Source organism: Pseudomonas sp. Tav-5-1A (assembly GCF_055755055.1).
Map to the genome: position 1 here is coordinate 2,839,660 of NZ_CM146901.1, position 14,537 is coordinate 2,854,196.

The 14,537-nt window shown below is 64.4% G+C and carries 13 protein-coding genes; 9 read left to right on the forward strand and 4 right to left on the reverse strand.

From position 1 onward, the window contains the following. Positions 1-647: 647 nt before the first annotated feature. Entirely contained in the window at positions 648-1,949 is a 1,302-nt protein-coding gene (locus AC0J42_RS13020; RefSeq protein WP_473006453.1) for an aminotransferase class I/II-fold pyridoxal phosphate-dependent enzyme, read from the reverse strand. 55 nt (positions 1,950-2,004) lie between these two features. Here AC0J42_RS13020 and AC0J42_RS13025 point away from each other — a divergent pair, with 55 nt between their 5' ends. From AC0J42_RS13025 to AC0J42_RS13045, 5 genes are all read left to right on the forward strand, one after another. Beyond that, on the forward strand, positions 2,005-2,679 hold the full coding sequence (locus AC0J42_RS13025) for a glutamine amidotransferase (RefSeq protein WP_473006454.1): 675 nt from the start codon (positions 2,005-2,007) through the stop codon (positions 2,677-2,679). Further along, positions 2,679-3,386: an MOSC domain-containing protein gene (locus AC0J42_RS13030; protein ID WP_473006455.1), complete on the forward strand. Its 708-nt coding sequence runs from the start codon at positions 2,679-2,681 to the stop codon at positions 3,384-3,386. Before AC0J42_RS13025 ends, AC0J42_RS13030 begins: the two co-directional genes overlap by 1 nt. 1 nt (position 3,387) lies before the next feature. Further along, a complete protein-coding gene (locus tag AC0J42_RS13035; protein ID WP_473006456.1) occupies positions 3,388-3,624 on the forward strand; it encodes a hypothetical protein in 237 nt (78 codons plus the stop codon). Between the two features lie 164 nt (positions 3,625-3,788). Beyond that, entirely contained in the window at positions 3,789-4,691 is a 903-nt protein-coding gene (locus tag AC0J42_RS13040; RefSeq protein WP_473006457.1) for a diiron oxygenase, read from the forward strand. A 50-nt stretch (positions 4,692-4,741) separates the two neighbouring features. Next, positions 4,742-5,761, forward strand: coding sequence for a 2Fe-2S iron-sulfur cluster-binding protein (locus AC0J42_RS13045; protein ID WP_473006458.1), 1,020 nt, complete (start codon positions 4,742-4,744; stop codon positions 5,759-5,761). An 84-nt stretch (positions 5,762-5,845) separates the two neighbouring features. Here the strand turns inward: AC0J42_RS13045 and AC0J42_RS13050 are convergent, their stop codons facing one another. The 3 genes from AC0J42_RS13050 to proP form a co-directional block, all read right to left on the reverse strand. Then, complete coding sequence (locus AC0J42_RS13050) at positions 5,846-6,811, reverse strand: ribonuclease Z (RefSeq protein ID WP_473006459.1); 966 nt, start codon at positions 6,809-6,811, stop codon at positions 5,846-5,848. 38 nt (positions 6,812-6,849) lie between these two features. Continuing rightward, a complete protein-coding gene (locus AC0J42_RS13055; RefSeq protein WP_473006460.1) occupies positions 6,850-7,620 on the reverse strand; it encodes a substrate-binding periplasmic protein in 771 nt (256 codons plus the stop codon). 186 nt (positions 7,621-7,806) lie between these two features. Further along, positions 7,807-9,309, reverse strand: coding sequence for a glycine betaine/L-proline transporter ProP (gene proP, locus AC0J42_RS13060; protein WP_473006461.1), 1,503 nt, complete (start codon positions 9,307-9,309; stop codon positions 7,807-7,809). A gap of 361 nt (positions 9,310-9,670) precedes the next feature. Between proP and AC0J42_RS13065 the strand changes: the two genes are divergently transcribed. The 4 genes from AC0J42_RS13065 (at position 9,671) to AC0J42_RS13080 (ending at position 14,481) form a co-directional block, all read left to right on the forward strand. Continuing rightward, positions 9,671-9,919 carry an acyl carrier protein gene (locus AC0J42_RS13065; protein ID WP_416423972.1) on the forward strand — a complete coding sequence of 83 codons (249 nt, stop codon included), beginning with the start codon at positions 9,671-9,673 and terminating at the stop codon, positions 9,917-9,919. A gap of 161 nt (positions 9,920-10,080) precedes the next feature. Next, a complete protein-coding gene (locus AC0J42_RS13070) occupies positions 10,081-11,853 on the forward strand; it encodes an HAD-IIIC family phosphatase (RefSeq protein ID WP_473006462.1) in 1,773 nt (590 codons plus the stop codon). Between the two features lie 34 nt (positions 11,854-11,887). Beyond that, complete coding sequence (locus AC0J42_RS13075; RefSeq protein WP_473006463.1) at positions 11,888-13,045, forward strand: SGNH/GDSL hydrolase family protein; 1,158 nt, start codon at positions 11,888-11,890, stop codon at positions 13,043-13,045. Continuing rightward, positions 13,042-14,481 carry an MBOAT family O-acyltransferase gene (locus tag AC0J42_RS13080; protein WP_473006464.1) on the forward strand — a complete coding sequence of 480 codons (1,440 nt, stop codon included), beginning with the start codon at positions 13,042-13,044 and terminating at the stop codon, positions 14,479-14,481. Before AC0J42_RS13075 ends, AC0J42_RS13080 begins: the two co-directional genes overlap by 4 nt. Positions 14,482-14,537 lie beyond the last annotated feature (56 nt).

The window sequence follows — 14,537 nt, forward strand, 5'->3', positions numbered from 1 at the left end:
CTACGCGGGTGCGGTGTGTAGCCGCTGCCGCCAGGCTGCGCTCGCGTGCCACAGAGCCCACGTAGCAGCAACTGTCTTTGTGGGAGCTGGCTTGCCAGCGAGTTTTCAGGGCCTCAACAGCTCGCTGGCAAGCCAGCTCCCACAACAACGTCGTAGCAGCGGCCAAAGGCCGCGTCCGGCCACGCCGCAGTATTGCTGGGAAATATGCAGCGCATTCGGACGCGGCCTGCGGCCGCTGCTACGCGGTGTTGTCCGCGCGTAATTTCGCGTAGCGGCTGCCGGCAGGCGGCGTCTTTTTACGGCGCGGTCTTCCTGGCAATACTCGGGGGTTTAGGGGCGGCCTTGGGACCGCAGGCCACCCAGCCAATGGCATGCGGCTGGGGTAGGGTGACGGCTGTGCGCCGGTTCGCAGATCGGACCGTCAGGCATCCGACGCACCGTCAGGTGCCCCGCGCCCAGCCGCCATAGCAAAGACATTCATCGAACGACGCAATCCTGAAATAGAGCTGGCGCAGGGTAGCCTCGTCGAAATGTCGGGGCAAGCGATAACCAAGCACGAGTGAGGTCGAAACAATTGCCAATTATTTCGAGGCTTTAAGGTGGTCATTCGCTTCATTTTGGGCTGAATTTCCGAATTTCCTCGCGGCTCAATACACTGGCTTATAACTCACCCTCAACCCCGCCGCCATATCCCTCGCCAACCCCGGCACATCCTCTATACCCATGTTCGCCACGCTCAGCCGAATCGCCGCGCCATCCCCCAAGCGAAACGGCTTGCCAGCCTGCACCGCCCACCCATACGACGCCAGCGCCTGCACCGCCGTGGTCTCATCGGCCACGGCAATCCACACATGTAACCCTTCGCCCGGCCCCTCGCAGCGCACGCCTTCGGCGTTCAGCGCGCGAATCAATGCCAGGCGCCGCTGCGCGTAGCTGTCGGCGGCGCGCGCCAGTTGCCCATCGGCCACCACCTGCTGCCACAACCCGGCGGCCAGCCGCTGCAAAAGGTGGCTCACCCAGCGCGACGCCACCGCCTGCAAGCGCTGCATGTCGGCCAGCAACGCCCCGTCGGCGGCCACCACCGACAGGCGCAGGTCGGGGCCCAGGAATTTGCTCACCGAGGTGATGTGTAGCCAGCGCGCGGGCAGGGGCGCAAGCTGCGCGGGCCCGCCTTGGCTCAAGGGCCCCCAGTGGTCGTCGAGGATCAGCAGCGTCTCGGGGCTACCTTGCAACGCGGCCGCCCATTCGCGCCAACGGGCGGGTGAAAACGAGCGCCCCGTGGGGTTGTGCGCCCGTGGCGTGAGGATGACCGCAGCCACATCGCCCAACCCGGCAGGGGGGCAGGCGCCGTGCACGTCGCCGGCCAACGGCACGGCCTTGAGCCGCAGGCTCGCCAGCAGCGCCAGCACCGGCGGCCAGCAGGGGTCTTCCACCAGCACCCGGTTGCCCGGCCGGCAGTGCGCGCGCAGGGCTTTTTCCATGGCGTCCATGGCACCGTGGAACACGCCGATATGCTCGGTGGGCAGCTGTTGGTCGCGCAGCCATTGCGCGGCCATGGTCAGCAGCGCGGGATGGTCGCTCTGCAGGTCATGACCCGTGTCGGCAGGCAACTGGTTCAGCCAGTCCCCGTGCAGCCGCGGCAGCAACCTGGGGTCGACGTTGCCGCTGGCCACGTCACGCAAATGCGCGGGCAGGGCATGCCGCGCCACGGCTGGCGCCACGCGCTCGGCGACGCGGGTGCCGCGGCGCCCGTCGGTGTCCACCCAGCCGGCATCGCGCAGGTGCTTGTAGGCCGCCGCCACAGTGTTGGGGCTGACCTGCAGCTGGCTGGCGAGCTGGCGTACGGCTGGAAGCAGTTGCCCGGTAACAATTTCGTGGGCACGGATTGCCCGCTCAATCGATTCAGCGATCTCGACAGCGGTGGTGCCTGAAGCCAATAATGTATTCATACATTCACTATATTGTATTGGTACAAATATGAAAAGCGCTTGGATTGTACGGCATGTGCCGTTTGAGGGTATTGGCGTGTACGGCGCCGTGCTGGAACAGCGTGGCTATCAGCTTCGCGTCATCGAGGCGCCGTTGGCAGCACTGGCCGAACTCGATGCCGGCGAGTCCGACCTGCTGGTAATGCTTGGCGGCCCGCTCGGCGCGTTCGACGAGGCCACGTACCCTTACCTGGCCGACGCACTGCGCCTGGTGCAACAGCGGCTGGCCAGCGGCAAGCCCTTGCTGGGCATCTGCCTGGGCGCGCAACTGATCGCCCGCGCGCTGGGCGCCGAGGTCCGCGCCATGGGCTACAAGGAAATCGGCTACGCGCCGGTGACCCTGACCGAAGCGGGCCAGCAGTCGGTGTTGGCCCCCCTGCAAGGGGCCGGGCCGATGCTGCACTGGCACGGTGACCAATTCCAGATTCCGGCCGGCGCCACCCACCTGGCCCGTTCCGAACACTGCGAAAACCAGGCGTTCAGCGTCGGCAATGCCGTGCTGGCGCTGCAGTTCCACCCCGAGGCCGACCCACGGCAGCTGGAAGCCTGGCTGGTGGGGCACGCCGCGGAACTGGCCGGCGCCGGTATCGACCCGCGCACGTTGCGGGCACAGGCGGCAACGGTGGCGGACGACGAGGTGCGCGTGAACCAGCACCTGTTCGCCGCCTGGCTCGACCAGGCCGGCGCCTGATGCGCCTGGGCCAACTGGACGCCTTGCTGGTAGGCAAGGCCGTGCCTTTTGCACGCAGGGGCACCCGCAGCGCCATCGCCAAGCAGGCCGTTGAAGGGGCATTGGCGGCTACGGCCCTCGGCCTTGCGGGCGATGAGCAAGGTGACCTGCGCATTCATGGTGGCGTGGACAAGGCCATCCACTTGTACCCCCGGGAACACTACACGCGCTGGCAGCAGCTGATAGGCGAGCACCCGCTGCTGGCCGCGCCCGGCGCCTTCGGTGAAAACCTCGCCACCGTGGGCATGACCGAGCAAACCATCTGCCTGGGCGATGTCATCCGCTGCGGCACCACGCTGCTGGAGGTCAGCCAGACCCGCCAGCCGTGCTGGAAGCTCAACGACCGTTTCGGCGTGCCGGACATGGCCTTGCGCATGCAGGGCACCGGCATGACCGGCTGGTATTTCCGGGTGCTGGAGGGCGGGCAAATGCGCGCCGGTGACCGCTTCGCCCTGGAGGCCCGACCCCATCCCGACTGGAGCCTGGCGCGGGTGGTGGCGGTGCTGTACCAACGCACCCTGGACCGCGATGAGCTGCTGGGGCTGGCGGCGTTGCCGCTGGTGCCGTCATGGCAGCGGCTGGTGCAGCGGCGGGTGGAGCAGGCGCAGGTGGAGGATTGGAGTGGCAGGCTATGTGGGCCTGCGCAAATGACGGTAGAAGGGGGTTGAGATGGATATGTACAGGGTAGTGGTGTGCAAGGATAAAAAGCGCTGGTGCGTGGTGGACATCGAACATCTGGACGCCAGGGCGATATTGGCCGACGTTGCCGCACGTTTCCCCTTGGAACAAGGCTTCGATATATCGGTGGTGAAAAAGCATGGCGAGAAGCGCCTGCTGGAGGTTTCTCCTGCGGGGGTGAAGATGCTGTCTGCTGAACCACTGTTCGAGTTATTCCCATTTAATTGATTATTGCGGGTCGGCCTTCGTTTGAATGTAGGAGACTTCTGATTTTGCCCGATAGGGTATTCGCTTGAACCAACTTGCATGATAATCATTTTCCTTGGATCCCGATGCCGGGTGACAAGAAGAATCAAGATGATTTATCACGCGAGTTGCTCAGGAGGAACACAATGTCGAACGTGTATCGGGAATCCAATCCAGTCATGGAGATGCTTGCCAAGCTATCCGAACTGTGGAGCACCCGGGCTGCAGTCAATAAGCCTTCCCTGGATATCTCGGCCTTGTTGTTTGATTCGACTCGGCCGGATTTCTGCGAAGCGCTGTTACCATTTTCACAACATGACGCATGGCGCGGCGCCGATCCACAGGTGAAATCAAGCTGTCTCTCTTATGCCTGGATCATTTATAACCTGAAGACCATTTATATCGAGTGCGATATTGTCACCCCGGCGTGCGAGGACCTGCTCAAGGTCTCGCCGCTCACGGGAGAGAGCCGAAGGATGTTCCAGGCGGCCATCGCCGAGGCGTTGCTGGACGAAGCCCTGCACACCAAGATGTCTGTCAGCGCCTGCAACTACATCTACTGCCACCGCCGGCTACCGGTGCTGCAGTTTACTGACTTCAACCTGTTGCGTTGGAAAGACGAGATTCTATCTTCCTGTTGCGCTGAATGGGAGCGTCGCCTGACCCGCTTCGGCATGGCGTGCGCCAGCGAGACGATGATTACCGACTACCTCAAGCGAATGTCCGAAGATAACGCTATCCAGGCTGTGTGTCGTGAAGTGACACGTACTCATGCGGAAGATGAATGGAGCCATTCAAGCGTGTTCTCCTTTGCTGCCATCGAAATTGTTTCCGACCTGACCAAGGCTGAGCGTAATTACTTGCAGCGCATTATCCGCAAAACAGTGCATATGTTTGCCGATAATGAAATGGGGGCGTGGGGCAGGGTGTTCGCCATGGTCGGCCTGCAGGAGGGTGCCGATATAGTTGCCGACAGTTCCAGTTTTGCCGAGGTCGAAGTTTATACCGATTCGGTGAATTCCCTGTTATCCCGAATTGGCCTCGCGTAAACCCGTCACGCCGTTCCTGGTATTTATGAAGTTGAGAGGTTGGACGCTTTATGGGCGCATTTTTATCGTGCGAGTTTGTCAGGCAAGAGTCAATGGATGTCTGGTCGTTTGGTTTCAAGGCCATGCAACCGCAGCCGGAGCAAGCCTTTGACCCGGGGCGTTTCGTGATGATTGATTTTCCCGACGTGCAAGGCAACAGTGGCACCCGTTGTTATTCGATATCTGGCGCTACTGCACCGGATACGTTCGAGATTTCGGTGCGGCGTAAAGGCGACGGTGGGGTTTCGGACAATTTGGTGAGGCGCTTGCAGCCCGGCGCGCTGGTGAACCTGGTCGACGTTGCAGGCCAGATAACCTCACGGCAACTTGCCGGTCACAGCACGGTACTCATGCTGGCAGCGGGTATCGGTGTAACCGTACCCATTGCGTTGGTGCGGGATATCGCCAAGCAGCATCTGGCGGGCGTCGCTGCGCCCAGGGTGAGGCTGGTCATCGTGACGCCGGTGCTGGAGTGCTTGCCGTTCCTGACGGAGTTGCTGTCCTTGAGCTTGACCGCGGTGTGGTTTGAGTTGAGCGTCCGGCTTACCCGCCAGGCCGTGGTGTCTGGCCACTCCTGCTTCGCTGCAAGCCGGCCCACCGCCGGGGAGGTATTTGGCGGCTCGTCATGGGACAGCGTGGTGATTTGTGGCGGCCTTGCCTTTGCCGATTTTTTCGCGGCGCAGGCTCGTCAACGGCTGCCCCACTGCACGGTGTTCGTCGAAGCGTTTTCGGCCGCTGAGGTGCCGCAACGGCAGGGCGGCGCGAATGCCGTGGCGGTAAAAATCGGCGGCGACACGGTAGTGATTGACTCGGCCAAGAACCTCCTCACAGCGCTTGAGGAGCAAGGCGTCAGTATCCAGCACCAATGCCGTGCGGGCATTTGCGGTCGATGCAGGATCAAGGTGGTGGACGGCGATTACCGTAGCAACGCCCAGTTGGCGCTTAGCGATAAAGAGCGTCAGCAGGGCTATGTGCTGGCGTGTTGCACGTTTGCGACGGGTGCTGGGATTTCCATCGACATCACAGGCTAAGCCGGCGTTGGCTGTGACGCGGCCTGCGGCCGCTGCTACAGGGGGTGTAGCAGCGGCCGCAGGCCGCGTCCGGCACCCCCCCAGTCATAACTCCGTAAGCTCCACCAACCCCCCATCCCGCCCCAAACGATACCGGCACAAGTCCCCCGCCAGCACCAACCGCCCGCCATACTGCGCGGCCGCCTCTTCCCGCACATCGCCAATGCACGGGCTGCGCTGCGGGTTGTTCTGGTACCGCGCGCTGAAGTGCGTCAGCACCAGGTTCGGCACACCCGCAGCCTGCGCGAAGCGTGCCACGGCCGCGGCGGTGCTGTGGCCGTAGTGGGTACGGGCGCCTGCCAGCACAGGCTCGGTGAAGGTGGCCTCGTGCACCAGCACGTCGGCGCCTGTGGCGACGCTGGCCAGCAGCTCGGGGCGGTCGTTGTCGCCGCAGACGATTACCCGGTGGCCAGGGCGGGAAGGGCGCTGGTAGTCGCGCGCCTGTATCAGCCGGCCTTCATGGGTCACGTCCTGGCCGCGGGCCAGCTCGCCCCACAGCGGCCCGCGCGGCACGCCGTCGGCCAGCAGGCGGTCGGTGTCCAGGCGCGGCTCGGGGTCCAGCTCGTCGAACACGTAGCCGTAGCTGGGCACCCGGTGCGACAGCTCAACAGTGCTCACTTTCATGCTGGCGCAGCTCCAGGTGCCCAGGGTTTCCAGGGCGTGCAGGCGCAGCTCGTAGGGCAGGTGGGTGTCGCTCACGGCCAGGCTCTGCAGCACCCAGGCCTGCAGGGCATCGGGCAGGATCAGCTCCAGCGGTTCGCTGCGCCCGGACATGCCAGCGCTGGCCAGCAGCCCCGGCAGGCCGAAGCAGTGGTCGCCGTGCACGTGGGTGATGAAGATGGCACGCAGGTCGCGCACCGACAGCGGCGTGCGCAACAGCTGGTGCTGGGTGCCCTCGCCGCAGTCCACCAGGTACCAGGCCTTGCCGGATGCCTCGATGACGGCGGTGGCGCTGACGTTGCGGGCCTTGGTGGGGACCCCGGAGGAGGTGCCCAGAAACTGCAGGTCCATGGGTTGAATGCCTCGCTGGCAAAACCCCAGTGTAACGCCTACGGAGCGGTGCCGGCAGCCGCCTGGGGGCCGGCCTTCAGGTAGGCGTCGGCGATGCGCTGCAAGGTGTCGTCACTGCGCAGGTTGTCGACGGCCTGGCGCAGGCTGCGCACCATGGCTTCGTCACAGCGTTTGGAGCAGGCCAGGTACAGGTCTGACTGCATCAGCGGCGGGCTCATCTGCAAGGGCCGGTCCGACACGCCGCGCCAGATGTAGCGGGTTTCCGGCACGCCGTTGAACCAGGCGTCGACGCGGCCCATCAGCAGCAGTTGCGCGGGGTTCTCGCCGATCTGCAGGGGGTAGATCTGCTCGTCGCTGAAGCCCTCGTCGCGCAGTTTCTGCTCCTGGGCGCTGCCGCGGCCCACGGCAATGCGCGCGTAGGCCTGGCGGGCCTGGGCAAACGTCTCGACGCGGCGGTCGAGGCTGAAGAAGGCCCGGTCCATGCTCATGATCGGCGCGATCCAGGTGTAGTCGTTTTCCCGGTCCGGGGTGCGTGACAGGGGGATGATCAGTTGATTGATGCCCTGGCGCACGTCGTGCTGGGCACGCGGCCAGGGCAGCACCAGCAGGTGCAGGTCGAGGCCGGCCTGGGCGGCGGCCTTCAGCGTGGCTTCGCCGACGATGCCGTGCTGGCCGGCGCTGCCGCTCATGCTCAGGGGCGGCGCTTCGGGCAGGTACAGGTCCACCGTGCGAGCCGCCACGGCAAGCGCGGGCAACAGCAGCACGAGCAGGCCGGCGCAGCAGCGCAGCGAACGCTTGAAATGACTCATGGCAGTGACTCAAAACGGGTACAGGGGTAAAGCTGTTATGGGCAGGAGCATAGGTGTAAATCGCCATCACTGCACCTGCTCGGGCCCTGTAGCCGCTGGCGAAGCCTGCGCTGGCCCTCCAGTACACTGGAAATCTCCAGTGCAGGCGAGGGCCAGCGCAGCCTGTCGGCAGCGGCTACGCAAGGGTCAATTGATGCGGGGGTGCTGTTGCACCAGGTTTTCGCGCTTGGCCTGCAGTTCGGCGATCTGCGCGTCGATGTCCTCGATTTTCTGCTCGATGTTGTCGTGGTGCTCCTGCAGCAGTTCCTTCGCCTCGGCAAGGTCCGACGCGGCGGGGGCGGCGCCGCGCAGCGGCTTGTTGGCGGTTTCCTTCATCGACAGGCCGGTGAGCAGGCCGATCACCGCCACCACCATCATGTAGTACGCCGGCATGTACAGGTTGCTGGTGGTTTCCACCAGCCAGGCGGCCAGGGTCGGGGTCAGGCCGGCGATCAGCACCGAGATGTTGAAGGCGCTGGCCAGGGCGCTGTAGCGAATGTGGGTGGGGAACATCGCCGGCAGGGTCGAGGCCATGACGCCGATGAAGAAGTTCAGCAGCACGGCAATGATCAGCAGGCCGGCGAAGATCAGCCCCAGGCTGCCGCTGGTGATCAGCATGAACGCCGGAATGGCCAGCACGAACAGGCCCACGCTGCCGGTGATGATGAACGGGCGGCGGCCGACCTTATCGCTCAGCAGGCCGAACACCGGTTGCACGAACAGCATCCCCACCATGATGGCGATGATGATCAACACCCCGCGGTCTTCGCTGTAGTGCAGGTTGTGCGACAGGTAGCTGGGCATGTAGGTGAGCAGCATGTAGTAGGTGACGTTGGTCGCCACCACCATGCCCACGCAGGTCACCAGGCTGCGCCAGTGCTGGGTGGCCACCTCCTTGAACGACACTTTCGGGCCGCCGGCCAGGCCTTCGCGGTCACCCTGTTCGAGCTTTTCCACGTGCTGCTGGAACGCCGGGGTTTCTTCCAGCGCGTTGCGCAGGTACAGGCCGAGCATGCCCAGGGGCAGGGCGAGGAAGAACGGCAGGCGCCAGCCCCATTCCTGAAACTTGTCCTCGCCGATCACCGTGGAAATCAGCACCACCACGCCGGCGCCGAAGACGAAGCCGGCAATCGAGCCGAAGTCCAGCCAGCTGCCGAGAAAGCCGCGCTTGCGGTCCGGGGCGTATTCGGCGACGAAGATCGAGGCGCCGGTGTATTCGCCGCCCACCGAGAAGCCCTGGGCCATTTTCGCCAGCAACAGCAGGATCGGCGCCCAGATGCCGATGGAGGCATAGGAGGGAATCAGGCCAATGGCGAAGGTGCTCAGGGACATGATGACGATGGTGGCGGCCAGCACTTTCTGCCGGCCGTACTTGTCCCCCAGCGCGCCGAAGAACAGCCCGCCCAGGGGGCGGATCAGGAACGGCACGGAGAAGGTCGCCAGGGCCGCGATCATCTGCACGCTGGGGTTGGCGCCGGGGAAGAAGACCTTGCCCAGCACGTAGGCGACGAAGCCATACACGCCGAAGTCGAACCACTCCATGGCGTTGCCCAGCGCGGCGGCGGTGATCGCCTTGCGCATCTTGACGTCGTCGACGATGGTGATGTCTTTCAAGCCGATGGGCTTGACGCGTGTCTTGCGTAGTTTCATACGGGTTACTCGGTACCAGAGGTGTCTATGGCATCAGATACGTTGGCACGCAAAATAATTCCATCCTCCCCCCGATCCCGCACCCGTAGCAGCGGCCCCTAGGCCGCGTCCCGCCCCCCCCCAAAAAAAACACTTGGATAAATGGTAGTTACACAGGTGTAACACCTGTACTACAGTCAAAGCCGTTATCCGAACTTTGCCACTCGTGTTGCGCGTGAACTTCACGTCGCACCGCGATTGTGCGTGCGCGCAGGAAAAGTTCGAGTTTTGACGCCAGTTAATCGCCGCGCCCTGAAGGATGAATTGGCGGCGTCAAATTTAAATAAAGCCACCGTCGCCATTAAACAGAGAGTCAAACAAAATGAGTGCACAGGAAAGTGTTATCTACAGCAAATTGACCGAAGTCTTCCAGGACGTCTTCGACGAGGATGACCTGGCGCTGACCCCCGAAACCACGGCTGATGACGTGGAGGGCTGGGACAGCATGGCCCATGTGCGGCTGCTGCTGTCGATCAAGAAGAAGTTCGGCATAGAGTTCGCTGCTTCGGAAACAAGCTCGCTGAAGAACGTCGGCGACCTGGTCGCGGTCATTGCCAAAAAGAGCAAGTAGTCCGCTCACTTTTTATTGATGGGGATCACACCATGTCTCGATTGATTAGCGCACTTCCTTGGTTGGTACATGCACCCGACGACTTCTCCTTGCAATGCCGCGGTTTAAAAGCAGATGTCCCCGAACTGGGTCGAAGTATTCAAGCGCTGGCCAATTGCGCCATGGACGGCAACCAACTTCAGAAACTCGCCGGTGCCATTGGCAAGTTGCAGGCCAGTGATGTTTCCCTGGCGCCATTGACGCCCCTGCGCCTGGCGGTGCTGGGCAACGGCACCCAGGATTTTGTCGCCGCCGCCCTGGTGGCCAGCGCCGCGCGCCATGGCCTGGCGCTGCAGGTGGTGAAGGGTGAATACGACCAGGTGCTGCAGGAGGCTAACGAGGCGCATTCCTCGGTCAACGCCTTCCGGCCCCAGGCCGTGCTGATTGCCGTGGACTACCGCGCGCTGCCCTGGCAGCCCACGCCGGGTGACGCTGGCACGGGGCTGGCCAACGTCGAGATGGCCATGAACTACCTGCAAGGCGTGCGCAACGCGGTGCACCGCCACAGCGGTGCCACCTGCATCGTGCAAACCCTGGCGCCGCCGCCGGAAACCCTGTTCGGCAGCTTCGAGCGCCGGGTGCCCGGCACCCCGCTGTGGCTGGTGGACGAGCTGAACCGGCGCCTGGTGGACAGCCTGGCCAAGGGCGAAGACCTGCTGCTGGACGTGGCGCAACTGGCCGCCACCGTGGGCCTCGACACCTGGCACTCGCCCGGCGAGTGGAACCTGGCCAAGCTGCCGTTCGCCAGCGACTGCCTGCCGCTGTACGCCGACCATGTGGCGCGGCTGCTGGCGGCCTGGCGCGGGCGCAGCCGCCGCTGCCTGATCCTCGACCTTGACAACACCGTGTGGGGCGGGGTCATCGGCGACGATGGCGTGGAGGGCATCAAGGTCGCCCAGGGCGATGCCACGGGCGAGGCACACCTGGCCGTGCAACGCATGGCCCTGGCGCTGCGCGAGCGCGGCATCGTGCTGGCGGTGTCGTCGAAAAACACCGAGGAAATCGCCCGCAAGCCGTTCCAGGAACACCCGGAGATGCTGCTGCGCGAAGACCATTTCGCTGCGTTCCAGGCCAACTGGCAGGACAAGGCCACCAACATCAAGGCCATCGCCGAGTCGCTGGCCCTGGGCCTGGACGCCATGGTGTTCCTCGATGACAACCCGGTGGAGCGCGGCCTGATCCGCCAGATCCTGCCCCAGGTGGCGGTGCCCGAGCTTGAGGAAGACCCAGCGTCCTACGCCCGCACCCTGGCCGCCGCCGGCTATTTCGAGGCGGTGCTGTTCTCCGAGGAAGACCGCAAGCGCGCCGCCCTGTACCAGGAAAACGCCCGGCGCATCACCCTGCAGCAGCAGGCCGGCGACGTGAACGCCTACCTGGCCTCGCTGGACATGGAAATCGTCTTCAAGCCCTTCGACGCCATGGGCCGCGCGCGGGTGGCGCAGCTGATCAACAAGTCCAACCAGTACAACCTCACCACCCGCCGCTACACCGAGGCCGACGTGCTGGCCGCGGAACAGGAGGCCGGCACCCTGACCCTGCAGGTGCGGCTGATCGACCGCTTCGGCGACAACGGCATGATCAGCGTGATCATCTGCCGGCCCTCGGCCCCCGACACCTGGGCCATCGACACCTGGCTGATGAGCTGCCGGGTGCTCGGCCGGCAGGTGGAAGACAGCGTGCTGTGCGAGATTCTGGCCCAGGCCCGGCAGCGTGGCATCACCCGCCTGGTGGGCGAGTACATCCCGTCGGAGCGCAACATGATGGTGCAGAAGCACTACCAGAAGCTGGGCTTTGCCCAGGTGGGCGAGGAGCCCAACGGCACCACGCTGTGGGAGCTGGGCACTGACGTCGAGAAATCGGCACCGCTGATGCGCGTACGGCACGAAAGCGCCTGACCAACCCCAACAACAAGAACAATGGAGCAGGCTGATGGACGACACTCCCAACGAGCAGCGCAAGCCCAGGTTGCCGCGGCGCGACCTGGTGCTGATACCCATGCTGGTCGGCGTCACCCTGGCGGTGCTGCTGGGCGCCGGCGAGGGCCTGGCGCGTTATTTCTACCCGGCGCAGCAGCTGGACAGTTGCCAGATTCCCGACGACATCATGGGCACGCGCTTCAAGCCCGACTGCACCTCCAGCACCAAGGCCCCCGAGGGGCCCTGGGTGACCAACCACTACAACGACTGCGGTTTTCGTTCCCAGGGCAGCTGCGCCAGCAAGCCGGCGGGTGCGTTGCGCATCGTCGCCTTCGGCTCGTCGCTCACCCAGGGCTACCTGGTGCCGTACGAGCAGTCCTACCCGGTGCGCGTCGGCGCCAGCCTGGCCACCTCCTGCCATCGCGCCATCGACGTGCAGGACGTGGCCAGCATCGGCTACAACTGGAGCCGCGCCAAGCTGGACTTCGATGAGGCGGTGAAACTGGCGCCGGACCTGCTGATCACCAGCATCGTGCCGTTCGACCTGGAGCGCGACCCCGCCGACTTCGAGGCCAGCAGCACACCCGCGGCGCCGGCCCCCGAGCCGCCACTGCTGAACCGCCTCTACGTGGCCATCAAGGAACAGGCGCGCTCGGCGTACGTTGCCCAGTACTTCTACTTCAAGAACGCCGAGGCGTTCACCGACCTCTACCTGCACTACGGCGAGAAGGCCAACTTCCTGCGTACGCCGTTCACGCCGTTCTGGCAGAGCCGCCTGGACACCTACGAGAAACTGCTCGCTGACATGGCTGACCAGGCCCGTGCCGCCCACGTGCCACTGGTGCTGGTGTACGTGCCGCAACGGGCGCAGGTGGCGATGATCAGCGGCACGCGCACGCCGCCGGGCGTCGACCCCTGGGCGTTCAGCCGGGCCATCGGCGACATCGCGCGGCGCCACGGCATTGTCTACGTCAACACCAGCGACGAGTTCAGCCACCTGAAAAACGCCGCCGACCTGTATTACCCGGTGGACGGCCACCCTTCGGGGGCAGGCCATGCGGTGATCGCCGACGCCGTGGTGTCGCGGCTGGTGAACCTGCCCGATGACCGCTTCGCCAGCTGTGCCACCGGGGCGGCCACCGCCGCCTTGCAGCCGAGGACCACGCCATGAACGTACCGTCATTCGAATTCCTCGGCTTTGCCGCCATTGCCGCGCTGGTGTTCAACCTGTTCCTGGCGGCGGGCTGGCGCCAGGCGGTGCTGCTGGCCACCAACCTGGTGTTCTTCGCCACCCTGATGCCCAGCGCCTCCGCCTGCGTGCCGTTCCTACTGTTCCTGGCCTTCGGCTTCGGCCTGATGCGCCTGGTGCAGCGCACGCCGGGGGCCGACCACCGGCTGCTGTTCGCAGGTTCGGTGCTGGCGATCGTGCTGGTGTTCGCCTGGCTGAAGAAATACGGGTTCTTCCCCTCGGGGATGTTCCTGGCGTTTCCCTACGCCACCGTCGGCCTGTCCTACGTGTTCTTCCGCGTGCTGCACCTGGTGATCGACGCCCGGGGCGGCACCTTGCCGCCGATCACGGCGCTGGGCTACGTCAACTACACGCTGAACTTCACCGCGCTGATCTCCGGGCCTATCCAGCGTTACCCCGACTACAAGGCGCAGGCCGACACGCTGTCGCGGCCGGACCTGATCATCGCCGGGCAGGGGGTCGAGCGCATTTTCATCGGCTTCTTCAAGGTGTTCGTGCTCTCCCACGTGCTGCATGACCTGCAGTTGCAGGCGCTGGCATTGCTGCCGGAAACCCCCGGATTGTGGGGCACGGCGGCCCAGGGCGTGATCGTTGCCGTGAGCTACCCGCTGTTCCTGTACTGCAATTTCTCCGGCTACACCGACGTGGTCATTGGCGTGGGCTATTTCTTCGGCCTCAGGTTGCCGGAGAACTTCAACAAGCCCTTTATCGCCGAGAACTTCATCAACTTCTGGGGCCGCTGGCACATGTCGCTGTCCAACTGGTTGAAGACCTACGTCTACAACACCGTGCTGATGAGCCTGATGGAGCGCTTCCCGGCGCGCAGCGTCGAGCCGTTCCTGGGCGTGCTGGCGTTCTTCGTGACGTTTTTCCTGGTGGGTATCTGGCACGGGCAGACCTCGGAGTTCGTGATGTTCGGCCTGTTGCAGGGCGGCGGTGTGGCGGTGAACAAGCTGTACCAGATCCAGATGGCCCAGCGCCTGGGCAAGAAGCCGTACAAGGCCTTGTGCGCCAACCCGCTGTACCTGATTGCCGCGCGTGGGCTGACCTTTGCCTGGTTTGCCTTCACGCTGTTCTGGTTCTGGGCCAGCTGGGCGCAGATTGGTGCCTATTACGCGGCGCTGGGCTGGGCCGGCACCTTGCTGGTGTGGGCGCTGGTATGGGTCGGCGCAGCAGTGGTCATCGAAGCGGTGCGCCGGCTGTGGGCCGTGGTGCTGTTGCTCAAGGCCGGTGGTGCGCCGGTGGCGCAGTCGCGCTACACGCGCACCGTGGCGATCACCGTGGTGGCAACCCTGACCACGGTATTCATCCTGCTGGCCAACTCCCCAGCCCCGGATATCGTCTACAAGACGTTCTGATGCCACCCCGTAGCCGCTGCCGACAGGCTGCGCTGGCCCTCAGCCACGCTGGAGAT

Coding starts and splice junctions, on each gene's coding strand:
- AC0J42_RS13020 (WP_473006453.1), bottom strand. CDS start 1,949: ATGAATACATTATTGGCTTCAGGCACCACCGCTGTCGAGATCGCTGAA.
- AC0J42_RS13030 (WP_473006455.1), top strand. CDS start 2,679: ATGCGCCTGGGCCAACTGGACGCCTTGCTGGTAGGCAAGGCCGTGCCT.
- AC0J42_RS13035 (WP_473006456.1), top strand. CDS start 3,388: ATGGATATGTACAGGGTAGTGGTGTGCAAGGATAAAAAGCGCTGGTGC.
- AC0J42_RS13040 (WP_473006457.1), top strand. CDS start 3,789: ATGTCGAACGTGTATCGGGAATCCAATCCAGTCATGGAGATGCTTGCC.
- AC0J42_RS13045 (WP_473006458.1), top strand. CDS start 4,742: ATGGGCGCATTTTTATCGTGCGAGTTTGTCAGGCAAGAGTCAATGGAT.
- AC0J42_RS13050 (WP_473006459.1), bottom strand. CDS start 6,811: ATGGACCTGCAGTTTCTGGGCACCTCCTCCGGGGTCCCCACCAAGGCC.
- AC0J42_RS13055 (WP_473006460.1), bottom strand. CDS start 7,620: ATGAGTCATTTCAAGCGTTCGCTGCGCTGCTGCGCCGGCCTGCTCGTG.
- proP (WP_473006461.1), bottom strand. CDS start 9,309: ATGAAACTACGCAAGACACGCGTCAAGCCCATCGGCTTGAAAGACATC.
- AC0J42_RS13065 (WP_416423972.1), top strand. CDS start 9,671: ATGAGTGCACAGGAAAGTGTTATCTACAGCAAATTGACCGAAGTCTTC.
- AC0J42_RS13070 (WP_473006462.1), top strand. CDS start 10,081: ATGGACGGCAACCAACTTCAGAAACTCGCCGGTGCCATTGGCAAGTTG.
- AC0J42_RS13075 (WP_473006463.1), top strand. CDS start 11,888: ATGGACGACACTCCCAACGAGCAGCGCAAGCCCAGGTTGCCGCGGCGC.
- AC0J42_RS13080 (WP_473006464.1), top strand. CDS start 13,042: ATGAACGTACCGTCATTCGAATTCCTCGGCTTTGCCGCCATTGCCGCG.